Raw genomic sequence first — 23942 nt, forward strand, 5'->3', positions numbered from 1 at the left:
TATTAATTTCGTTTCATTAAAATATATACATGAAAATTGCAATAGTTTGTTATCCTACCTTTGGGGGAAGCGGTGTAGTCGCTACAGAATTAGGTCTTGAATTGGCAAGACGAGGTCACGAAATACATTTTATAACCTACAGTCAGCCCGTACGTTTGGCGCTTTTAAATCCAAATGTGCATTACCACGAAGTTAATGTTCCTGAATATCCATTGTTTCATTATCAGCCTTATGAATTGGCCTTGTCGAGCAAATTAGTCGATATGGTTAAGCTTTATAAAATAGAATTACTGCATGTGCATTATGCCATTCCTCATGCTTATGCCGGTTATATGGCAAAACAAATGCTGAAAGATGAAGGCATTAATATTCCAATGGTAACTACACTTCACGGAACTGATATTACTTTAGTTGGAAATCATCCCTTTTATAAACCTGCGGTAACCTTCAGTATCAATAAATCTGATTTTGTTACTTCGGTTTCCCAAAGTTTGAAAGATGACACCCTTAAATTATTTAATATAAAAAATGAAATTGAGGTAATACCTAATTTTATTGAATTGGATAAAAACGTTAATGATCCCAGCATTCCGTGTCATCGTTCTGTAATGGCAAAAGAAAATGAGCGAATAATAACCCATATCAGTAATTTCAGAAAAGTAAAACGAATTCCGGATGTCATTAAAATATTCTATAATATTCAAAAAGAAATTCCAGCTAAACTGATGATGGTAGGGGATGGCCCTGAAAAAGAAAAAGCGGAATATTTATGTCAGGAATTAGGAATTATAGACAAAGTGATCTTTTTTGGGAATAGCAATGAAATCGATAAAATATTAAGTTATACAGATTTATTCTTGCTTCCATCTGAAACCGAAAGTTTTGGTCTTGCTGCTCTTGAAGCTATGGCTTGGGGAGTTCCTGTAATTTCCAGTAATTCAGGAGGATTGTCAGAAGTTAATTTTGATGACATTTCGGGTTATTTGAGTGATGTAGGTAATACTGATGAAATGGCTGTGAATGCCTTGAAAATATTGAAAGACGATACTACTCTGAATAAATTTAAAGAAAATGCACTTTCAATTGCTAAAAAATTTGATATTAAAAACATCTTACCTTTATATGAGAATTTATACCAAAAGGCTATAAATAAATACTTATAGGAATCACTTTTTCAAATTAATTTTATACTTAAAAAATCAATAAAAAATGAAAAAATTACCTTCCTTGTTTTTGGTTTTACTATTAGTTTCATGTGGAGCTTCTTCTACTAAAAGTACAGCTAAAAGACCATTATTTGAAGTCTTGACCCAACAAAATGATGGTGGAGCAAGTATTCGTTTTTTTGAGATTCTTTCGGAGCCTAATGAAATCAAAATGTTGCAAAATGATGAGAACCTAAAAAATAAAATTAGCTCAAATGATATTCAAACTTCAAACTTTATAATTTTGAATATGGGTAATAAAAACTCCGGAGGATATAAAATAGGAGTCGAAAATGCTGTTGAAACAGATAAAAATATAATCGTTACAATAAAAGAAACTGTTCCCAGACCTAATGAAATGACTACTCAAGCAATAACAAATCCCTTTTGTGTAGTTCGAATAAATTCTAAAAAAGAAATCATTATTAAATAAAAAAATGCCACTATTTATAGTGGCATTTTTAATATATTTTAGTTACTTAACTATTAGAATTGGTATCTAAGACCTAAAGCAACATCAGAACCATAATTGTTTTTGTAGTACCCATTTCCACCAAATTCAGGTCTGAAATCCAATGAAATCAACAAAGGAAAATCAAAGTTATATTCAAGACCTATGTCTCCAGCTGCAAATGCAAAAGTATCATTGTAAGAAGTGTTATTATCATCATAACTGTAGCTTCCTACACCACCACCTACACCAGCATACCAGTTGAAACCACCATCAATGTTCCATACCCATTGGTATAACCCTGTTAATTTTATTGCTCTATCATCATAACCATTATTATTATAATTACTTCTGTTTCTCCAACCTAAGTCTAATTCCAAACGATTATCAGTAGCTAACGCTCTTTGATAAGAAATCTCTCCACCAAAACCATTATTACCTCCTAAACGTAAACCTAAAGCGTTTTTTGAAATATCTTGTGCTTGTGCGGCAAATGTTAATCCCATTAACATGATAGCCGATAAAATAATTTTTTTCATAAGTAAATTTTTGTTCTTACAAAGGTATTGTTAAAGTCCATTAATGGATTTATAAAATTTTAATGAAATGTTATATAATTCCCACTTTTAGAATATTTAAGATTTTAATAACGAAAATTAAAGTAAAATATTTTGTTTGGAAAATAATATGGAAGCAACAAGTTGATTACTAATAATATCTTCCATTTCGAAAAGATTTTCTTCTTCATTATAATTAGCTTCTGAGTAACGAAATAACTTCCACCGTTTTTTATTGTATTCCAATGCAGTTAAATTTTCGACCCAATCTCCTGAATTCAAATACATAGTTGAACCATTTTTATTTTCCTTCAAAACCATTTTTGGCTCATGGATATGACCACAAATAACAAAATCATATTTTTTTTCAATAGCCAACTCGGTAGCTGTTTCTTCGAAATCCGAAATGTGTTTCACCGCTTTTTTTACACTTGCCTTTATTTTTTTCGAAAAAGAATACGGTTCTTTTCCTAATCGTAACAAGCACCAATTTACAAAACGATTCAAAAGGATTAAATAATCATAACCAAGACCACCCAGTTTTGCAATCCATTTTGAATGTTGTACCGAAGCATCAAAAACATCGCCATGAAATATCCAAGCTTTTTTATCATCTAGGTCTAATACTAGTTTGTCAACCAAAGCAAAATTACCCATGTTCATGTCGCTGAATTTTCGGAGCATTTCATCATGATTTCCTGTGATGTAGTAGACCTTGGTCCCTTTGGAAGCAAAACTTATAATTTTTTGTATTACTTTTAAATGTGTTTTTGGGAAGTAAGATTTTCTAAACTGCCAAATGTCAATGATGTCGCCATTTAAGACTAATGTTTTGGGCTTAATAGCCGATAGATAATTGTAAAGTTCCTTAGCATGACTTCCATAAGTTCCTAGATGTACATCTGATATAACAACTAATTCGACTTTTCTTTTTTTCAATGTATTATAATTTGAAGTTTAACAAATTAATGTAATTACTATTAAGTGAAATACAACTTAAGGTTAAGAAATAGTTTTTAATATGAATTTAAAGTCAATAAATAGGCCTTGTTTTTTAAAAGTTTATCCTGAAATCTCCGTATAAGCTTTTAAACTTTAAACTAAAATAGTACTTTTGTTCAAAACTTAATATAATGGCAGGAAATAGCTACGGAACACTATTTAGAATAACAACATTTGGAGAATCACACGGAGAAGCTTTAGGCGGAATAATCGATGGTTGTCCATCTGGAATAGCAATAGATCTAGAAGCAATTCAATTTGAAATGTCAAGAAGAAAGCCAGGTCAATCGGCTATTGTTACCCAAAGAAAAGAACCGGATGATGTACAATTTCTTTCTGGAATTTTTGAAGGAAAAACTACAGGAACTCCAATTGGTTTCATCATTCCCAATACCAATCAAAAATCAGATGATTACTCTCATATAAAAGATAATTACAGACCTAGTCATGCTGATTATGTGTATGAAAAAAAATACGGAGTACGTGATTATCGTGGTGGTGGACGTAGTTCTGCTCGTGAAACTGCCAGTAGAGTGGTAGCAGGAGCAGTTGCAAAACAAATGTTACCCGAAATAAAAATTAATGCTTACGTTTCTTCTGTAGGCCCTATCTTTTTAGAAAAACCATACCAAGAATTAGATTTTTCAAAAATTGAAAATAACCCAGTACGCTGTCCAGACGAAGAAATGGCAGTTACAATGGAAGAGTACATTCGTGAAATTCGTAAAGAAGGAGATACCGTAGGTGGAACTGTAAGTTGTGTGATTCAAAATGTGCCTATTGGTTTAGGAGAACCAGTTTTTGACAAACTTCATGCTGAACTTGGTAAAGCAATGCTTTCTATAAATGCCGTAAAAGGATTTGAATTTGGAAGCGGTTTTGAAGGTGTTAAAATGAAAGGAAGCGAACACAATGATTTATACAATCCTGACGGAACAACTAAAACTAATCTTTCAGGTGGAATTCAAGGCGGAATAAGCAACGGAATGGACATTTATTTCCGTGTGGCTTTCAAACCTGTGGCAACCATTATGCAAAAACAAGAATCACTGGACAATCAAGGAAATATTACTGAAATGACAGGAAAAGGACGTCATGATCCTTGTGTGGTTCCCCGTGCAGTTCCTATTGTAGAAGCTATGGCCGCTATAGTTTTAGCTGATTTTTATTTGATTAATAAAACCTATTTAAAATAGAATTGCATACTCAGTATTTTGACGAGCTAAATCCTGAGCCATAACTTTGAAATCAATTTGTTAATTTAATGAACACAACTACAACCAAGAAACCATCATTTTTTTCAGGCTTAACCGGCCAAATTTTAATAGCAATGTTTTTAGGTGCTGTTTTAGGAATTATTATTCATAATTCAATTTCAGCAGAAGCTGCCCAATCCTTTAGTGGTAAAATAAAAATGCTGGCAACAGTTTTTATTCGATTGGTTCAAATGATAATTTCTCCATTAGTGTTCACTACACTTGTTGTGGGAATTGCTAAATTAGGAGATATAAAAGCAGTAGGGAGAATTGGAGGTAAAGCTTTAGGTTGGTTTTTTACGGCCTCATTCATGTCTTTATTGTTAGGAATGTTTTTTGTAAATATTCTTAAACCTGGAGTTGGACTTAATTTATCAAATGTTGATTTAGCTTCAGCCTCAGAAGTAACTGCGAAAACTCAGAGTTTATCCTTTGAAAATTTCATAGAGCATATTGTTCCCAAAAGTATTTTTGAAGCGATGGCAACTAATGAGATTTTACAAATTGTTATTTTTTCTATTTTCTTTGGTTTAGCGGCAGCATCTTTGGGCAGCCACGTAAAACCAGTTATAAACGCTTTAGACAAAACATCTCATATTGTTTTGAAAATGGTAAACTACGTAATGAAGTTTGCTCCAATAGGTGTTTTTGGTGCCATTGCAGGCGTATTTGCTGTGAGAGATTTTCAGGAATTAGCAATCACGTATTTCAAATTCTTTGGTTCTTTTCTAATTGGAATTTCATCGCTTTGGGTTGTATTAATACTTGTAGGATATATTTTTCTTAAAAGTAGAATGACTATTTTGCTTAAAAGAATTGTAGGACCTTTAATTATTGCTTTTGGAACAACAAGTAGCGAAGCTGTTTTCCCAAAACTTACGGAAGAATTAGAACGTTTTGGTGTGAAAGATAAAATTGTTTCTTTTATGTTGCCATTAGGCTATTCTTTTAATTTGGATGGAAGTATGATGTACATGACATTTGCCAGTATATTTATAGCACAAGCTTACGGAGTTCATTTAGATTTAGGTACACAAATGACAATGCTTTTAGTATTGATGCTTACTAGCAAAGGAATTGCAGGAGTGCCAAGAGCAAGTTTAGTCGTTGTTGCGGCAACTTGTGGAATGTTTAAAATTCCTATTGAAGGAATTGCTTTAATTTTACCGATTGATCATTTTTGTGATATGTTTCGTAGTGCAACAAATGTTTTAGGAAATGCATTAGCTACATCAGTTGTTGGACAATGGGAAGCTGAGAACGAAAATGAGACTGTAATAACAGTAGAATAATTATTTATTTAAATATTAAAAAAGCCTATTTGATTTTTCAAATAGGCTTTTTTAATCTAAATTATTTAACAAATAGTCCGCTTAATGTTAGTTATTTTTTAGTTTTGAAATTTAGAGTTTTTCGGGTATTGTAATATATTAATAGATACACCCATGTTTTTATTAATATATTTGTATATTTGGTTTAAGAATAGCAAGATATGTCCCAAATCAGAATCGGTTTATTAATATTAGCACTTAACATTTTTAATATTAATTGTTATTCTTTAACTCCAACTCCCTCAAAAAAGCAAATTGTAAAGTTAACAGAGCAAGCTTCTAAATATATTCATGAATTAAATTATGAAAAATCTTTAATAGCTTCAAGGCTTGCATTGCATTATGCGATTGACGCTAAAAATGATAACCTTGTAGCCATATCCTATAATATAATTGGTAGAAATTATGATAATTTATCAGAGTATGATAAAGCTATCTTTTTTTATAAAAAAGGATTAATTTACGCCAGTAGAACTAATAATGACACCATTAAAGATTGGATAAATAATAATTTAGGAAACATATATTGCTTTCAAAAAAAGCAATATAAAGAAGGAATAAACTATTACAAAAATGCATTAAAGTTTGGTGAAAAAATTGCAGACCCATCAGAAATTTATTTTACAAAATTGAATATCACTTGGGCTTTTTTTGATAATGGTCAATTTAATGAAGGTTTTCCTTATTTAGAATTTATTAATAAATATCAAAAAAAATATGGTGATGAGACTACAGTAGTTGCCTTAAATATGCTTAATGGAATGTATTATGGTTTTAAAGAGGAGCGTGAAAAAGCAACGGCTTCTTTTTTAAACGGCATAAAATTAGGAAACGAAGGAAAAGAAAAATCGGATTTGTCATATACACATCAAGAGTATTCTAAATATTTATTGAAAAACGGAGATTATAAAAAGGCATACGAAAATCTGGTTCTTTATGATGAAATTACTGAAGAACTCAATAATAAAGAAATGATTAAAAAAGCCAATATGGCTGGTATTAATCTAGAACTTGACGAATATAAACGTGAGATAGATAAAATTGAAACAGAGAAAGATTTACAATATCAAAGTTTAAAAAAATCACGAGTAATTGTTTTGTTATTTGTGATTGTATTATTTGTCTTATTACTTCTTGTTTATACACTTTATAAAAACAATATTTTTAAGAAAAAAACGAATAAAGACTTGTCTCTTGCTAATGAAAAACTTTTTATTGCAAAAGAAAAAGCAGAAGAAGCATCTATACTAAAATCACAATTTGTTTCTACTATTAGCCATGAATTAAGAACACCTTTATATGGTGTAGTTGGAATTACTAATATGCTATTAGATGAACATAAAGAACTTGCTAACAGTCCTCATTTAAGTTCTCTTAAGTTCTCTGCAAGGTATTTATTGTCACTGGTCAATGATGTGCTGCAAATAAATAAAATTGAAGAAAATAGAATCGTTCTTGAAAATTTGACTTTCAATATTTCTGATGAAATTAATATGATTAAGAACTCTTTGTCTTTTATTGCAAAGAATAATAATAATTTCATATTTGTCAATATTGACCCAACAATTCCAGAATATTTAATTGGAGATAAATTAAGACTTTCCCAAATAATTATAAATCTGGTGAGTAATGCACTAAAGTTTACAAAGAATGGAGAAGTATTCATTAATGTGAATTTATCTGAAGTTACTGATAAAATGCATTTTATTGAGTTTAAGATAAAAGATACAGGTGTAGGAATAGCTGTTGAAGATCAAGAAAAGATTTTTGAGAAATTTGTTCAGGTTGGAAGAAAAGAAGTAGATTATCAAGGGACAGGCCTTGGCTTATCGATTGTGAAACGTCTATTGAGGTTGTTTGATAGTGATATCTCGCTTCAAAGTACAATTGGAGTAGGAACAGAATTTACTTTTACAATTGCATTTGAATATGATCCTGAAAAGACTAATGAAATAATAAATAATATTCCAGTAGATTTATCTACAAATAAGCTATTAAAAGTACTGGTCGTTGAGGACAATAAGATCAATCAAATTGTTACTGAAAAAATACTAAAAAAAAATAATTATACCTGTACTCTAGTAGATGATGGGTATCAGGCTATTAAAATATTAGAAGAAGAGAACTTTGATATTGTTTTAATGGATATTAACATGCCTTTAATCAATGGTTTTGAAACGTCAAGAAGAATTCGCCATAAAGGGATAAAAATCCCTATAGTTGCGCTAACGGCATTTGATAAAGAAGAAATTACCGAAGAAGCTATTTCGGCAGGAATAAATGATATTATAGTAAAACCTTTTGATTCGGTCAAGCTATTTAAAGTTATCAATGTTTTAATTTCGAAAACTAAAATGGCAGTTTAAAAGTAGTTTTACTTTTAATATTGGTATTATTTCAGATGTGGAGGAAAATAAAAAATGAAGTTTTTTAAAACTTCATTTTTTATTTTTTTAAAGTGTTTTTAAATAAAAAGCACTTCATTTTCTTTAGAATACATTATCATTAATAATGGGTGAGGTGTTTTTTTATTCCCCAAAGCATCAAGAGTGATTGCAATTTCAAGTTTTGGATGAGTCAACTGATACTCTTTATTTTCTATGTTTCTGGAATCTATTAAAGATTGATTTTTTTTGAAAAAATATTTTGACGTCTTCATATTTATCACTTTTTGATGTTATTTATAATTGTCTTCCAATAAAAGTTGGTTAGGGAGTTAGGTAATAATTCAAAATTAAAATCGTTAAACTATTTTAAGGAAATGGCTTAACGATTTTAAATTATTGTTTAATAAAAACAAAAGGGACAAATTTTTATTTTATGGCAATAGTTTTATGTATTTTTTTCTTGCCATTTTCTTTTTTAGCAATGGCAACATGCAGAATTCCGTCTTTATAACTGGCTTCTACTTTGCTTTCATCGATATATTCAGGTAAATAGAAAGATCTGTAGAAAGATTGATAATTAAACTCTTTTCGGAGGTAATTGTCTTTTTTTCTGGATTCTTCTTTAGTTTCTTCTTTTTCAGAAGAAATCATGAGCATATTATTATCAATTTCAACTTTAAAATCTTCTTTTTTCATACCAGGAGCTGCCAAATCAACCTCTAATTTATCATCTGTTTCTTTTAAATTTACAGAAGGCAAATTACTGCCTATTGTAGCAAAATTTTTATCACTCCAATCGAATACATCTTTTGTAAAAAAATCATCAAAAAAAGTATTCAATGTTGGCAATGAACTGTTTCTTTTAACTAGAGTTTCCATTTTTTTGTATTTTTAAGTTGTTTAAAATAAGTTAAATCAAATTTAATGAAATTATTTACTCAAAAATACGCATTTAACACTTAAAACGTTGAAAATAAACCTATTAACGATAAAATGCTTTTTTAACCAAAGTTAAAAAGGCATTTCTTACAGTGTAAAATTGAGTGCTGGAGAAAGTATTAATACCAGCGTTTTTTGTTTTGTTTTGAAACTTCTGATTTTCTTGATTTATGTGCTCCACCGCTACGATTTGAGTTTTTTTGTGCAGCAGCAGGAGCCGTTTCCGGACTTCCTGAATGCCAAGGATAAGGATGGTCATTTACAGTTTTCACATCCACTTTTATTAGTTTTTGGATGTCTTTCCAATACGCATGTTCATCTTTACTACAAAAAGAAATGGCAATACCTCCATTTCCGGCACGACCCGTTCTACCAATCCTGTGGACGTAAGTTTCTGGAATATTTGGTAAATCAAAATTGATTACAAATGGTAATTGGTCAATATCAATTCCTCTGGCTGCTATATCAGTGGCTACTAAAACGCCCACTTCTTTATTTTTGAAAGCATCCAAAACGCGTTGTCTTGCATTTTGTGATTTATCACCATGAATAGCTTCAGCTGCTATGTTGTTTTTTCGTAGCGCTTTAACAACATTATCAGCACCATGTTTAGTTCTGGAAAAAACCAATACATCCGATAAATTTTCATTTTTAATCAAATGATATAATAAATTTCTTTTTTCTGTTTTTTCAACAAAATAAACGCGTTGTTCAACATTTTCGGCAGTAGAGGATACTGGGGAAACGGTTACAGTTGCTGGATCTGTCAAAAACATTTCGGCTAATTCTCTAATGGCAATTGGCATTGTAGCAGAGAAAAATAATGTTTGTCTGTTTTTTGGCGTAAGCTTTACAATTTTCTTTACATCATTTACAAATCCCATATCAAGCATTTGATCTGCTTCATCAAGTACTAAAGTATGTAAATGATCTAAATCGATAAAACCTTGTTTGTGTAAATCAAGTAATCTTCCTGGTGTTGCTATCAAAATATCGACACCATTTCTTAGTGTTTCAACTTGTGGATTTTGTGAAACTCCACCAAAAATAGTTAGTTGCGTTAAGTTGGTATACTTACCATACAAATCAAAGCTTTGCCCAATTTGAACCGCTAATTCTCTTGTTGGAGTAACTACCAAAGCACGAATTTGTTTGGCTTTTTTTGAAGAACCTACAATTCGGTGCAATTGATGTATAATAGGAATAGCAAATGCCGCAGTTTTTCCTGTTCCCGTTTGTGCACAACCTATTAAATCGCGTCCAGCTAATACTAGCGGAATTGATTGTTCTTGAATAGGAGTTGGGTTTGTGTAGCCTTGTTCAAATACGGCTTTTTGTATACTTTTTGAAAGTGATAAATCTTCGAATAACATATTTTTGATATTAAATATCTTGTATTAAGGACATAGATAGTGCTGCAAAGGTAGTGTTATTTATCGATTAGGTTAATCGGTTATTCGTTTAGCCGATTTATCGATTAAACAGTTAAACAATTTGTTGATGTGCTTTTATAAAATCAGTTACAAGATACCCTATAAGTTTACCTATTAGGTGATTGTTTTTTTCTTCTCCTAAATCAGGAGCACCTTCGCAAATATGTAAATAAGTAGCATTTTTATTTTTTGCAAAAAACGAAACAAATTGACGAAGTTGTTCTACTGAAAAACCGCTTAAAGTCATAGCGCTGCATGCAATATTTGGAATTGCATCCAAATCGATTTCAACACCATAAAAATCATCATTTATAAATTCTAAAGCTTGAGTCATTTCTTGATTAAACTCTTTTTCTTTTCGAATATTTACGCTATCATACGTATTATAGCGCACGCGGTCTTCTAATTTTTTTATGATATCCAAAACACTTTTAGAAGTATAATTTTCGTGCAAGCCAAAAATGAAATATTTTTTAAGAAAACCTTCTTCATAAGCGTATGAAAAACCGTTACCACTATGGCGACCTTCTAAAATTCTAAAATCAGAATGGGCATCAAAATTTATTGCATTTATTGGTTTGCCTTTTGCTAAAGCAGATCCTTTTATATTTCCGTAGGCATTATTATGTCCACCACCAATGACTATAGGTATTTTTCCTAATTTTACTATATTGAAAATTATATGAGAAACATCTTTATCGATTTTTTCTACTAATTGGCTTAATTTAGAACGATCATCAATATCATTAAAATCTAAATGTTCCACTTCTTTCATTTCCTCGCTAACGTTTAATTGTCCTAAAACGATTAGTTGGCTTCCTTTACAAAAACGATTATGCTGAATATTCGCAATACTTTTTATTGCGCTATCCCAAGCCGATGCGGCGCCGGGTCTTCCAAAATTTGCTCTTATACCAATATCTTCGGGTATTCCAAAGAGTACATATTTAGCTTCGCAAGTTTTTAGAAATGCAATAGGATCTGTTCCTTTTGGAACAGTTATCATTTTTTCTCCAAATTTTATTTCACCACTTCTGTGATTGGTAATTTTTGCAAGATCATTGATTGTAAACGGGATAATTTTTTCCATTAAAAAAAATATTTTTCCCAAAAATAATATAATTGTGTTAACTTACGTTATAACGTGGTTATATATTGTTAAATTTGTAAAAAGTTAAATTAAATTAAATTGAATATGGAAAATCAAAAAAGCAGTTCAGGTCTAAAAGCAGTTATAGCAGTTTTAGCCGTTTTACTAGTGGGAAGTTTAGTGTATATTTTTAAAATGACTTCTGATACTGAAATCGTAAAAACAGAATTGAAAACTACAATGACCGAAAAAGAATCGGTTATGAAAGATTTACAAGAATTAAAATCTACTTATGATGCTGCAATTGCAGAAAATACATCAATGTCTGATGAGTTAATTCAAGAAAGAGATAAAGTAGTTAACTTAATGTCTGATTTAAGTAAATCTAAAGGTGATGTAGCTTCTATGTCAAAATATAAAACACAATTCATTGCTTTGCAAGGGAATATGAAAGTTTTAATGGCTGAGAATGAAGGTTTGAAAAAACAAAATACGACTTTAACTACGCAACGTGATAGTACAGTTGTAGTATTAGGGGAAACTAAGAAAAATGTTGAAGCATTAACAGGGCAAAACGAAGAATTAGCAAAAGCTGTTGAAAAAGGGTCAAAATTGACTGTTTTAAACACAAAAGGTTCCGCTTTCAAATTGAGAAGTTCTGGCAAACAAATAGAAACTGACAAAGCAAGTAGAGCAGATGCACTTAAAGTTAGTTTTACAATTGCTGAAAATCAAATTGCACAATCAGGTGATAAGACGTATTACGTTCAAGTTATTGATAGTAAAAACAATGTTGTAGGAGATAAAAAATCGGAGACTTTTGGAGATAATACTTTAACATACAGTTTTGCAACTAATGTTAAATATGAAAATAAAACGGTTAATGTTTCACAAGATTTAAAAGGTAAAAATTTCGAAAAAGGAAATTATGTTGTGAATGTTTTTGATAAAGGTGAATTGGTTTCTAAAACAAGTTTTACTTTGAAATAATATTTTCAAGCTTCAAATAAAAAAGAGGAACATTATGTTCCTCTTTTTTTATTCAAAAAAATCACCTTCTATTAGTACAGCATCAATAAGATTACTGCCAAAAGCATAAGGCAATTGATAATAGGAGGGAATAGGTTTCGTGATGATAAGATTTGCTTTTTTGCCAATAGTTATACTTCCATGAGTTTCTGAAATTCCCATCGCATATGCTCCATTTATTGTAGCAGCGTTTATGGCTTCTTCAGGAGTCATTTTCATTTTGATACAAGCAGTAGCAACCACAAAATTCATATTTCCAGATGGAGTAGAACCAGGATTATAATCTGTTGCTAATGCCAATGGAAGTCCTGCAGTAATCATTTCTCTTGCAGGAGTATAAGGAATACTCAAGAAATAAGAACAGGATGGTAAAGCAACAGGCATTGTTTCCGTATTCTTTAAGGCATTAATATCTGCTGTTGTCATAATTTCAAGATGATCTACAGAAAGTGCGTTATACTCTATTCCAGCCTGAATTCCTCCAATAGAATTAAATTGGTTGACATGGATTTTTGGTTTCAAACCAAAACGGATTCCAGCTTCCATGATTTGTTCCGTTTCTTCAACGGTAAAATAACCAGTTTCGCAAAATGCGTCTATAAAATCTGCCAATTTATTTTTGGCAATTTCAGGAAGCATTTGGTTGATGATTACATCAATATATCCTTGATGGTTTCCTTTATATTCCAATGGGAATGCATGAGCGCCCAGAAAAGTTGCTTTTATGGTTATAGGATAGTTTTGAGCAAGGCGTTGAATAACACGAAGCATTTTTAGTTCTCCATCAACTGTCAATCCGTATCCTGATTTGATTTCGACAGCACCAGTCCCTAAACGCATGATTTCTTCTAGTCGATCTTTTGATTGGTTGTAGATTTCTTCTTCAGTGGATTCGTTGAGTTTTTTTGCCGAATTTAAGATTCCACCACCACGATTGGCAATTTCTTCATAAGTCAAACCATTTATTCTATCAACGAATTCCTGCTCCCGATTACCTGCATAAACAATATGGGTATGACTGTCACACCAAGAAGGTAAAACCATTTTTCCTGTTGCATCAACCGTTTTATCAGTATTTATTTTAGGCAAATTATTCATCGAGCCAAAATCAGCAATTAAGTTGTCTTTAATTACTAAAAAAGCATTTTTGATTGTCGGGAGAATAGCCATTTCAGCACCGGAAACTTTAGCAATAGCTGTTTCTCGAACCTGAAGTAACTCCTTTATATTGATGAAGAGTGTCGTCATTTTAAAATTATTCAGAAACTGTTATTTCAAATATTTTATCCCAGTTTTTACCGGTTACAAAAATGGTTTTAGTTTTCGGATTGTAAGCGATACCGTTTAATACTTCAGCTGTTTTATTTTTTACAAATTTTCTCAAACCTGACATATCTAAAATACCTTCAACAGCTCCATTTAAAGGATTTACTACCGCGATTGCATCTTTTTGCCACACATTAGTGTAAATTTTTCCGTTAATCCATTCCAATTCGTTTATACTTGGAATTTTTGATTCTCCAGAATATACATTGACATAATCTATCATTTTTTGGGTGTTTGGATCCATTTTCCAAATTTTTTCCGTTTTATCCGTTTGATAAATGTATTTACCGTCATTTGTCATTCCCCATCCTTCAATGTCTTTGTCGTAAGAGAACTTTTTTTCAAGTTTTAATGTGGTTGCATTGTATATAAAACCTGTTTTTTCTTGCCAAGTCAATTGATACATTTTATTGTTCAAGAAAGTGATTCCTTCTCCAAAATATTTTGTGTCAAGATTAATTTGTTTGAAAATTTTTCCAGTTTTATAGTCGTATTTTCTAAAGTATGAATTGCCTTTTAATCCTGTGCTTTCGTATAAGGTATCTTTGTAAAACTCTAAACCTTCAGTGAAAGAAGTTGTGTCGTGAGCAAAGGTATTTACAATTTTGTATTTCAATAATTTTGGCTGTACATTCGAAACTAGTTCCACTCTTGCAGTAGCTTCTGAATTTTCTCCTTCGTAATAAACTAAAGCTTTTAGGTTTTGGTACCCTAATTTTTGGTCTTTCAATTCAAATGTTAGTTTGTCAAGCCCTTTTTTTGAAGCTATTTTTTTATCATTTGCGTAATAGATAATGCTGTCAACTGCTTTCGAATTTGGGTTCGAAATTCCTAATTCTATTGCTTCTTGTGGTTGATATTGTTCCTTAAATTTAGAAATATCGAAGGTAAATACTGTATTTTCACCTTTTTTTGTATCGTTGCAACTTGCTAAAGTGATTCCTAATAAAATGAAAGATAGGAAGTTATAATTTCTCATAGTTTGATTTTTTGATGCACCAATATACAACGTTATTTTTATAGCTACAAAGCACTTGCAAAAATATAAAAAGTTTGTATATTTGCACCGGCAAGTCCTACACGACCAGCTCCTGCAGACTCCCCCAGGATGGGAACATAGCAAGGGTACGTGGTTGAGCGGTGCGATGTAGGTCGCTTGCCATTTTTTAAATCTGAATTTATTTCAGATTATTTTCCAAATTCACACAAATAAGTAGTCTTCCTTCGGGAGGATTTTTTTATTTTTGGACCTTTCGTATCATAAACATCAATAACCATGAATAAAGTAGTTCTAATTACAGGAGGTTCTTCGGGAATAGGAAAATCTATCGGAGAGTTTTTGCACCATAAAGGATTTGTCGTTTACGGAACCAGCAGGAATCCGGAACGAATCTTAAATTCTGTTTTTCCTTTAGTAGCTTTAGATGTTCGGGATACGGATTCGATTCATGCGGCTGTAGCCAAAGTAATTTCCATTTCCGGAAGACTGGATGTAGTTATTAATAATGCGGGTGTAGGAATTACTGGACCGCTGGAAGAAATTCCAATGCATGAGATCAAGAATAATTTTGAGACTAATTTCTTTGGACCAATTGAAGTGATGAAAGCGGTGTTGCCACAAATGCGTTCGCAACAATCAGGTTTAATCATCAATATTACTTCGATTGCCGCTTATATGGGTTTGCCTTACCGAAGTGTTTATTCAGCTTCAAAAGGTGCTCTTGAACTCATCACGGAAGGGTTGCGTATGGAAGTGAAGTCGTTTGGCGTTCATATTACGAACGTGGCACCTGGTGATTTTGCCACAAATATTGCTTCGGGACGTTTTCATGCTCCGGTTATTAAAGGTTCTGCATATGAAAGTCCGTATGGAAATACATTAAAAACTATGGATGAACATGTGGATAGCGGCAGTAATCCAAATGAAATGGCAGAAGCAGTGTATAAAATCATTCAAACTCCGGAGCCTAAAATCCATTATAAAGTGGGTGTTTTCATGCAAAAATTCTCGATTGTCTTGAAGAGAATTTTACCGGATAAAGTATATGAAAAAATGCTTATGAACCATTATAAGTTGTAATTTTGCACCGAATTTATTGATTTTACGCTTGCGTGAGGGATTGCAGCGAAAATCCTTTTACTTTTTTCTTTAAAAAGTAAAAGATTGTAACGGAAAGCCCGACCCGAAGTTTTTTACGAAGGGTCACGCCCAAATTATAAAAACACACAATTAAATAGATATATTATGAAGTTTTTTATTGACACGGCTAATTTAGCTCAGATTAAGGAAGCACAAGCATTAGGCGTTTTGGATGGTGTTACAACTAATCCATCATTGATGGCAAAAGAAGGAATCACAGGGAAAAATAGCATTTTGAAACATTACGTTGATATTTGTAATCTTGTTGATGGTGATGTAAGTGCCGAAGTTAATGCTTTGGATTACGATGGAATGATTAAAGAAGGGGAAGAATTAGCTGATTTGCACGATCAAATCGTTGTGAAATTACCTATGACTAAAGAAGGAGTTATGGCTGCTAAATACTTTTCGGATAAAGGTATTAAAACGAATGTAACTTTAGTATTCTCTGCTGGTCAGGCTTTATTGGCTGCAAAAGCTGGAGCTACTTATGTTTCTCCATTCATTGGTCGTTTGGATGATGTATCTACAGATGGTTTAGCTTTGATTGAAGAAATTAGATTGATTTATGATAACTATGGTTATGAAACTCAAATTCTTGCTGCTTCAGTTCGTCACACAATGCACATTGTAAACTGTGCAAAAATTGGTGCTGATGTTATGACTGGACCACTTTCTGCAATTTATGGTTTATTGAAACACCCATTGACTGATATTGGATTGGCACAGTTTGTTGCTGATTTCGAGAAAGGAAATAAATAAAAAAAAAATCAGAGAGCAGTTTTCTGTCTCGATGAATTAAATAAAAAAATCCCATTCGCCGCAGCGAATGGGATTTTTTATTTGGTTTGTTTTTTGGTTGGTATTATATTGTATTAAAATTAGTGTCCTCCACCAACTTCTATTTCGTGTCCGATTCCTTGTTTTTCAAGTATTCCAATTACTTTCCAACCGTAGAATGCTATAAAAGCAAAACATAGCACTGGGATGGCATATGAAGCGTGAATTCCAATGATATCAGCAAGTTTTCCTTGTAATGGAGGAATAATTCCACCACCTAAAATCATCATTACTAAGAATCCAGATCCTTGAGATGTATATTTTCCTAAACCTGCAATTGCTAGTGAGAAAATACATGGCCACATGATGCTTAAAAATAAACCACCACTCATAAAAGCAAAAATAGCGATTGTTCCTGTAGTGAATAAACCAATTAACATGGCAATCATTCCCATTAAACCAAAAATCATTAAGGTTCTAGAAGGTTGATCTTTACCTAAAAAGAAACCAGCAATTTGGAAAATAATTACGAAAGCATAACCATATAATGGCGTAACATCTTGTCCTGAAATAGCATTAGCAGCCAAAACTACACCAAAAGCTACGTAAGGAATAACGATCAATAATATTTTTTTAAGTTGAGATGATGGGTTAAATACAGAAATTGCACCTGCCCAACGACCAATCATTAAACTTCCCCAATACATAGACATATAAGGAGCTAAAGCCGGCCCTGTAATTTTACCAAAAACATCAGTTTCTAATAATGAACCAAGATTACTACCAATAGTTACTTCTACACCTACATAAGTGAATAGTGCTAACATTCCTAAAACTAATTGAGGATATCTCATTGCACCCCAGCCTTCAGCATTTTTTTGTGCGGTTACATTAGAGAATAATAAGCCAATAACAACAACTAATAAGGTTGCTACAGATAGCCCTAAACCTAAATAATCTTTTTCTTTATTATCTATAAAACGAGTTATAAATTCAGGATCTTCATAACGGGAGAAGATATAAGCAAAAATAGCTACTAATATTACTGTAATAGCAATAAGTGTTTTCATTGCATTACGAGCTGTTTCAAAAGTAGAATCACTTTTTCCTGATGGTAATTTTTTAGAAAAATGGAATAATGCTGCAGCCAATAAAAAAAGTCCGCCAACAAATACATATAGAATTCTCATAGAATCCAATGAGTTTGCTTTTTGAGCGAATTCTTCAATACTTACTCCAGAAAAAACGCCAAATAAAGCAAAAGAAACAACTATTGGTCCTATTGTAGTTCCAAATGAATTGATTCCTCCAGCAAGATTCAATCTGCTTGATGCGCTGTGTGGCTCACCTAACGAAGCAGCAAAAGGCTGTGCGGAAGTTTGTTGTAAAGAGAAACCTAAAGCAACTATGAATAAAGCACCTAGAATGAATAAATAACTTCCTTGTGTAACAGCTAATATCATTAAAGCAGCTCCAAAAGTACTAATCAATAATCCGTATATAATTCCTTTTTTGAATCCCCAAGCATTTAGAATATCATTTTTGGCTAAACTACTAAAAATGAAAAGGAGTAAAGCTCCTATGTAATAAGCTCCATAAAAAGCAAAATCAATAAGTTGGCTTTGAAATTGGTCTAAGCCAAATTTGGCTTTACAAAAAGGGATAAAAACACCATTTGATGCTCCAATAAATCCCCAAAAGAAGAATACTGTAATTAAGGTATAAAGAGCCGAATTATTCGACTTCGTCTGTTCTGAATTCATAATTTTTTTTTTGGTTTTTTTAGTTTAATTATTTCTTTTTTTGCAGTAAGACAGTAAATATATTTGTTAAGTAAATTAAAAAAAAATTATTTAGAATAAATATTCTTAAAATTATAGAATAATCACGTTTTATTAAAAAATGATGCTTTTTTTTTAGATTTTTTGCAATTTCAAATAAAATATTGAAATCACTTTTATTCTAAAATTTTACTTTTTACATCTTTACTGTAATTTCGTCCTATAGGTAAAGTGTAAGAAAGTATTTGGATTCGGTTCCCCTCAATAGATTTTATTTTGTCAATAGCAATAGTATATGATTTATGGATTCTTACAAATCGATCCAATGGTAATTCCTCGGATAATGAAGTTAATGATTTGTGTGTAATATAGGTTTTGTCAATAGTCACAACCTTTATGTATTCTTTCATTCCTTCGATAAACAGAATTTCATCTATTGTTATTTTTACCATTTTTTTATCTACTTTGATAAAAATATGGGGTTCGATTCGATGCATCTCCGTTTTAATATTATTCTTTAAATTGATTTCTGTTGAAATCCTATTGATGCATTTAATAAATCGGGGTAATGGGATTGGCTTTACTAAATAGTCTAAAACGTCTAATTCATAGCTTTCGGCAGCAAATTCCCTAAAGGCTGTGGTGATTACAATTTTAGTTTTATACTCTATTAATCGGATCAATTCAAAACCTGTCATCATAGGCATGTTGATGTCGAGAAATACGGCATCTACACTATTGTTATTGATAAACTCCAGTGCTTCCAGTGCATTGCTAAACGTGCCAATAATTTCAAAATCCGCAAAATTGGTAAAATAATTCTGAAGGACTTTTATAGCTAATGGTTCATCATCTACTAAAACACATTTAATCTTCATTATGAATAGGTATTTGTAAAGAGATGATATAATAATTGAACTTTACTTTATGTTCGAAAGTGTATTGGTTTTTGAAAATTAATTTCAACCGCTTCTTAGTGTTTATTAGACCGATACCTTTTTTTGTTTTTGTATGCTGTGAAAGTACAAAATTATTCAGAATTTCAAAACTCAAGACAGTTCCATTAATGACTTTACAGTTAATCTTTATTTTAAGGTTGTCATTATTTATGCCACCATGTTTAAACGCATTTTCAACAAGAGATATAAAAAGTAAAGGTGGAACTTTAATTTCATCAATATTAGAATCTATATTTATGGCTACTTCTACGTTTTCAAAACGAAGTTTTTCGATTTCAATATAATTCTGAATATAATTAATTTCATTTATCAAAGGAACAAATTTAGGTCCTTCAATATCGTATAGAACATATTCCATCAATTTTGAAAGCTTTATAATCACATCTGGAACTTTATCAGAGGATTCAAGCGATAAAGCGTACAAATTATTTAAAGTATTAAAGAAGAAATGAGGCTGAATTTGATTTTTTAAATATTTCAATTCAATTTTAGATTGATTCTCTTTTATAGCTCTATTTCGTTCCCTTTCCTTAAGCCAGATTAAAGTTAAATATACCGAAGATGCGATTGCAAGCACATAAATTTCACCAATGCATACAGCTACAATATGATTCAATTCAAAAGGTTTGTATTCTCTGTTGGCTTCTGGCCAAATATCTTCAGAAATGATATAATAGGTTAATTCAGTTTTCAATAAATAAACCACCATTAAACTCAATAGTAATCCTAAACTATATTTAAAATATTTTGAAGTTAATACATAGCGAGGTATAAGGAAATATAAATTGAAATATACTAATGGAATGTGAAGTGAAAATTCTAAAATATTAGATTTTAATGAATATCCATAATCATTAAAATAAGCGCCCCAACGAAGAAAGTTCATTAAAAAAAACAATCCCCAAAACCAAAAATGGTTCTGAAGTCTGATATCGAATTTTATTTCTTTTTTTTTGCGCACTTTTTTACTTAATAATTAATGGTTTATACATTAAAATAGGGGTTCTTAATTTTTTTACAACTTTAATCAATTTGACAATAAAAAACACCTTTTTTTAAATAAAAATATCAAAAAATAGAAAACAGGTAAAAAAAACACATAAAAAGCGTACTTGAAAAACGTATTGTTGACAAAATTATGTCGTTGGTTTAAAATAAAGTACAGTTGGTATAAATTATTTTTTTTAGAATACCCTTAAAGATAAATTTACCCCATAACTAACAAAAACCTTTCAAAATGAAACAAATTATCTTAATCTTTATGATTATTTTTACTTCGCAAGTTATGCTTGCACAAGTAAAAACTGTCAAAGGTTCAGTGACCGATGCTGTCGGTTCACCATTGCCTGGGGCATCTATTACAGTACAAGGAGAATCAAAAGGAACTATTACCGATTTTGACGGTAATTTTTCTATTGAAGTGCAAAAAGGAAAGACCTTGGTGATTTCTTACCTTGGCTCAGAAACCCAAAAAGTTCTAGTGGGTGACGATAGTACTATTAAAGTACAATTGAAAGAAGCTGCTTCTACAGCACTTACAGAAGTAGTGGTAACTTCTCTTGGTATCAAGAAAACCAGAAAATCATTAACGTATTCCGCTCAAGAATTAAAAGGAGAGGAATTGACACGTGTTAAAGATGCAAATATCATTAATACTATTGCGGGTAAAATTGCGGGTGTTGCCGTGACAAAAAGTGCTGGTGGTACAGGTGGTTCTACAAAAGTGGTTATTAGAGGAAATTCTTCTGTGAGTAACAACCAGCCACTTTATGTAATTGATGGTATTCCTTTGTTTAATGGAACTTCAGGACAGCCTAATAGTGCTTTTGGAGATACAGCAGGTGGAAACCGTGATGGAGGAGACGTTGTGTCTCTTATTAATCCAGATGATTACGAAGGGATGACAGTTCTTAAAGGAGCTGCTGCATCTGTATTGTACGGAAGTCAAGGTGCAAATGGAGTAATTTTACTTTCTTCTAAAAAAGCAAAAGAAGGAAAATCAAATCTTAAAGCTTCGTCAGTAACTACTTTTGAGTCGGCGGCATATTTGCCAAAATTTCAAAATGAATATGTTGCTGTAGCAGGAGGTGAAGAAACTTGGGGAGCAAAAGGAGCTTCTAATGACCATGTGAAAGATTTCTTTGATACTGGAAACACACAAATTACTTCATTGGCTTTTTCTTCGGCTTCAGCAATATCATCTACTACTTTATCTTATGCTAATACTAGTGGATCTGGAATTATACCAGGAAGTGGTTTAAAGAAAAATAATTTTGGGATTCGTCAAACCGCAAAATTTTTCAATGATAAATTGAATGTTGCCGCTAATGCAAATTATACTACTCAAAAAGTCATCAATAGACCCGTAAATGGACTGTATTTCAATCCTTTGACCGGCGTTTATTTGATGCCAAGAGGGAATGATTTTAATGCCTACAAAGAAAACTTCGAAGTTTTTGATCCTTCAAGAAATATGATGGTTCAAAACTGGATGACTAACAGAGACATTCTTCAAAATCCATATTGGGGAATCAATAGAAATAAGTCAGAAGATACCAATCAATTTTTTAACGGATCGATTGCTTTAGATTACAAAGTAAATAACTGGTTAAGTGTTGCTTCAAGATACAGTTACAATCGTGTAGAAAGTGGTTTTGATAAAAAGATATATGCCACTACACAAGGTACTTTATCTCACACAAACGGAAGATACATAAACGTGAATACTTTAAGCACACAACGCTATGGTGATTTGATTGCTACAATTAATACAAAATTCAATGAAGATTTTAGTTTTAATGCTAACGTAGGAACAAGCATTACCAATACAATTGGAAATCAAAGAACAACTTTGGATTCTGGTATTGGCGGAGGTTTACAAATTGCAAACTGGTTTACATTGGGTAATTTTGTGAATAATGCAGGAAATTTACAAACGTTAGATTCTTCGAAAGAAGTACAATCTGTTTTTGCAGCTACTACTTTTGGATATAAAGACATGTTGTTTTTAGATCTTGCGGCAAGAAATGATTGGTCTTCTACATTAGTAAATACAAATAATTCCGGTTTCTTTTATCCGTCTGTGGGTGTAACTGCTATTATTAGCGAAATGACAACTTTGCCAGATTTTATTAATTACGGAAAAGTTCGTGCCACTTATGCACAAGTAGGGAATGATATTTTTCCTTTTGTTACTTCTCCAACTAATGGTTTTACTTCAGAAGGTAATAAGCCTGCAATTGCAGCTCCAAAACCTGGAACGTCATTGCGTCCAGAATTAAAATCAGAAGTTGAAATTGGAACAGAATGGAGAATGTTTAATAACAGACTTGGATTCGAATTGTCTTATTATAACTCAGAAACTAAACATCAATATTTACAAATTCTTGCTCCACTAACAAATCCGCTTGGTGTAAAGTACTACGGTATTAATGCAGGTAGTATTAAAAACGTAGGTTTTGAAGCTGTAGTTACCGGAAAAATTGTTAAAACCGATAAGTTCTCTTGGGATGCAACGGTAAATTATTCTCAAAATAAAAATACAGTTAAAGAAATTCCAGCTGAATTAGGAGGAAAAGTAATTTTAACTGAAGCTGGAGTGAATAACTACCGTTACGTTTTAGAACAAGGAAAACCCTATGGTGTTATTGAAGGTGTAAATATTAAAAGAGATGCTCAAGGTAGAGTACTGTTAAATGCTGATGGAACAATTCAAAAAACAGGTTTTGAAGAAGTAGGAAATTCAAATCCAGACTTTATGTTAGGTTTTTCTAACTCATTTAAATTTGGTTCTTTCTTTGCAAATGTACTTATCGATGGAAGATTTGGTGGGAACGTAATGAGTTTAACTGAAGCTATAAATGACGAATTTGGAGTATCAAAAGCTACAGGAGATGCTAGAAATGCTGCTGGAGTTGCTATTAATGCAGTTTATCCTGATGGTTCTGCTTATGCAGGAAAATATCCAGCAGAAAGTTATTACAAACAAACCGGCGGTAGAGCAGGAGCAACAGGAGAATATGTTTATAGTGCTACCAATGTAAGCTTAAGAGAAGTTTCAATAGGGTACACCTTTAATACTAAAAGATTGCCTTTCTTACAAACAGCCAGTTTGTCATTAATTGCCAGAAATTTAGGTTTTATTTACAAAGATGCTCCATTTGATCCTAATATTTCATTAAGCACTGGGGAAGGTTTACAAGGTATTGATGTTTACGGAATGCCATCTACAAGAAGTATCGGTCTTAATTTAAACGTAACTTTCTAATCAAAAAAT

Annotated in this window: 20 protein-coding genes and 1 other RNA gene; 10 read left to right on the plus strand and 11 right to left on the minus strand. The window is 31.7% G+C overall.

The genetic code is table 11. The features are described 5' to 3' along the window. Positions 1–29: 29 nt before the first annotated feature. Both bshA and OA85_RS11465 read left to right on the plus strand, forming a co-directional pair. Positions 30–1163: an N-acetyl-alpha-D-glucosaminyl L-malate synthase BshA gene (gene bshA, locus OA85_RS11460; RefSeq protein ID WP_039109868.1), complete on the plus strand. Its 1134-nt coding sequence runs from the start codon at positions 30–32 to the stop codon at positions 1161–1163. A gap of 46 nt (positions 1164–1209) precedes the next feature. Next, positions 1210–1638: a protease complex subunit PrcB family protein gene (locus OA85_RS11465; protein WP_039109869.1), complete on the plus strand. Its 429-nt coding sequence runs from the start codon at positions 1210–1212 to the stop codon at positions 1636–1638. A 53-nt stretch (positions 1639–1691) separates the two neighbouring features. Here OA85_RS11465 and OA85_RS11470 read toward each other — a convergent pair whose 3' ends face one another. Further along, the gene (locus tag OA85_RS11470; protein ID WP_039109870.1) at positions 1692–2195 is read right to left on the minus strand and encodes a hypothetical protein; all 504 of its coding nucleotides are present in this window, start codon (positions 2193–2195) and stop codon (positions 1692–1694) included. 117 nt (positions 2196–2312) lie between these two features. Then, entirely contained in the window at positions 2313–3152 is an 840-nt protein-coding gene (locus OA85_RS11475; protein ID WP_039109871.1) for a UDP-2,3-diacylglucosamine diphosphatase, read from the minus strand. Between the two features lie 194 nt (positions 3153–3346). Here OA85_RS11475 and aroC point away from each other — a divergent pair, with 194 nt between their 5' ends. From aroC to OA85_RS11490, 3 genes are all read left to right on the plus strand, one after another. Next, positions 3347–4411, plus strand: a complete 1065-nt coding sequence (gene aroC / locus OA85_RS11480; RefSeq protein WP_039109872.1) for a chorismate synthase — start codon at positions 3347–3349, stop codon at positions 4409–4411. Between the two features lie 68 nt (positions 4412–4479). Next, positions 4480–5763, plus strand: coding sequence for a dicarboxylate/amino acid:cation symporter (locus OA85_RS11485; RefSeq protein ID WP_039109874.1), 1284 nt, complete (start codon positions 4480–4482; stop codon positions 5761–5763). Between the two features lie 200 nt (positions 5764–5963). Continuing rightward, positions 5964–8168 (plus strand): response regulator, encoded by a 2205-nt coding sequence (locus OA85_RS11490; RefSeq protein WP_039109875.1) that lies wholly within the window; start codon positions 5964–5966, stop codon positions 8166–8168. Positions 8169–8266: 98 nt separating this feature from the next. On the opposite strand, the gene OA85_RS11495 is transcribed toward OA85_RS11490, so the two are convergent. The 4 genes from OA85_RS11495 to OA85_RS11510 form a co-directional block, all read right to left on the minus strand. Beyond that, positions 8267–8461: a hypothetical protein gene (locus tag OA85_RS11495; RefSeq protein WP_039109876.1), complete on the minus strand. Its 195-nt coding sequence runs from the start codon at positions 8459–8461 to the stop codon at positions 8267–8269. A gap of 154 nt (positions 8462–8615) precedes the next feature. Then, entirely contained in the window at positions 8616–9068 is a 453-nt protein-coding gene (locus OA85_RS11500) for an Hsp20/alpha crystallin family protein (RefSeq protein ID WP_039109877.1), read from the minus strand. 179 nt (positions 9069–9247) lie between these two features. Then, the gene (locus OA85_RS11505) at positions 9248–10501 is read right to left on the minus strand and encodes a DEAD/DEAH box helicase (RefSeq protein ID WP_039109878.1); all 1254 of its coding nucleotides are present in this window, start codon (positions 10499–10501) and stop codon (positions 9248–9250) included. A 112-nt stretch (positions 10502–10613) separates the two neighbouring features. Then, entirely contained in the window at positions 10614–11651 is a 1038-nt protein-coding gene (locus OA85_RS11510) for a formimidoylglutamase (RefSeq protein WP_039109879.1), read from the minus strand. Between the two features lie 105 nt (positions 11652–11756). Between OA85_RS11510 and OA85_RS11515 the strand changes: the two genes are divergently transcribed. Then, positions 11757–12641 carry a hypothetical protein gene (locus OA85_RS11515; RefSeq protein ID WP_039109880.1) on the plus strand — a complete coding sequence of 295 codons (885 nt, stop codon included), beginning with the start codon at positions 11757–11759 and terminating at the stop codon, positions 12639–12641. A gap of 48 nt (positions 12642–12689) precedes the next feature. Here the strand turns inward: OA85_RS11515 and hutI are convergent, their stop codons facing one another. Both hutI and OA85_RS11525 read right to left on the minus strand, forming a co-directional pair. Continuing rightward, positions 12690–13928 (minus strand): imidazolonepropionase, encoded by a 1239-nt coding sequence (gene hutI, locus OA85_RS11520; protein WP_039109881.1) that lies wholly within the window; start codon positions 13926–13928, stop codon positions 12690–12692. Positions 13929–13935: 7 nt separating this feature from the next. Beyond that, positions 13936–14985 (minus strand): glutaminyl-peptide cyclotransferase, encoded by a 1050-nt coding sequence (locus OA85_RS11525; protein WP_039109961.1) that lies wholly within the window; start codon positions 14983–14985, stop codon positions 13936–13938. A gap of 88 nt (positions 14986–15073) precedes the next feature. Between OA85_RS11525 and ffs the strand changes: the two genes are divergently transcribed. The 3 genes from ffs (at position 15074) to fsa (ending at position 16908) form a co-directional block, all read left to right on the plus strand. Continuing rightward, an RNA gene (ffs, locus tag OA85_RS17230) (signal recognition particle sRNA small type) lies at positions 15074–15171 on the plus strand. A gap of 111 nt (positions 15172–15282) precedes the next feature. Further along, a complete protein-coding gene (locus OA85_RS11530) occupies positions 15283–16086 on the plus strand; it encodes an SDR family oxidoreductase (protein ID WP_039109882.1) in 804 nt (267 codons plus the stop codon). A 165-nt stretch (positions 16087–16251) separates the two neighbouring features. Continuing rightward, positions 16252–16908 (plus strand): fructose-6-phosphate aldolase, encoded by a 657-nt coding sequence (fsa, locus tag OA85_RS11535; RefSeq protein ID WP_035672771.1) that lies wholly within the window; start codon positions 16252–16254, stop codon positions 16906–16908. 119 nt (positions 16909–17027) lie between these two features. Here the strand turns inward: fsa and OA85_RS11540 are convergent, their stop codons facing one another. The 3 genes from OA85_RS11540 to OA85_RS11550 all read right to left on the minus strand — a co-directional run bounded on the left by OA85_RS11540 (position 17028) and on the right by OA85_RS11550 (position 20627). Beyond that, the gene (locus OA85_RS11540) at positions 17028–18689 is read right to left on the minus strand and encodes a glucose transporter (protein WP_039109883.1); all 1662 of its coding nucleotides are present in this window, start codon (positions 18687–18689) and stop codon (positions 17028–17030) included. Between the two features lie 194 nt (positions 18690–18883). Then, entirely contained in the window at positions 18884–19585 is a 702-nt protein-coding gene (locus OA85_RS11545) for a LytTR family DNA-binding domain-containing protein (protein ID WP_039109884.1), read from the minus strand. Next, positions 19575–20627, minus strand: coding sequence for a sensor histidine kinase (locus OA85_RS11550; protein ID WP_039109885.1), 1053 nt, complete (start codon positions 20625–20627; stop codon positions 19575–19577). Before OA85_RS11550 ends, OA85_RS11545 begins: the two co-directional genes overlap by 11 nt. A 276-nt stretch (positions 20628–20903) precedes the next feature. Here OA85_RS11550 and OA85_RS11555 point away from each other — a divergent pair, with 276 nt between their 5' ends. Next, the gene (locus OA85_RS11555) at positions 20904–23933 is read left to right on the plus strand and encodes a SusC/RagA family TonB-linked outer membrane protein (protein ID WP_039109886.1); all 3030 of its coding nucleotides are present in this window, start codon (positions 20904–20906) and stop codon (positions 23931–23933) included. The last annotated feature ends 9 nt before the right edge of the window (positions 23934–23942 follow it).

This window comes from Flavobacterium sp. AED (assembly GCF_000812945.1).
GTDB lineage: Bacteria > Bacteroidota > Bacteroidia > Flavobacteriales > Flavobacteriaceae > Flavobacterium.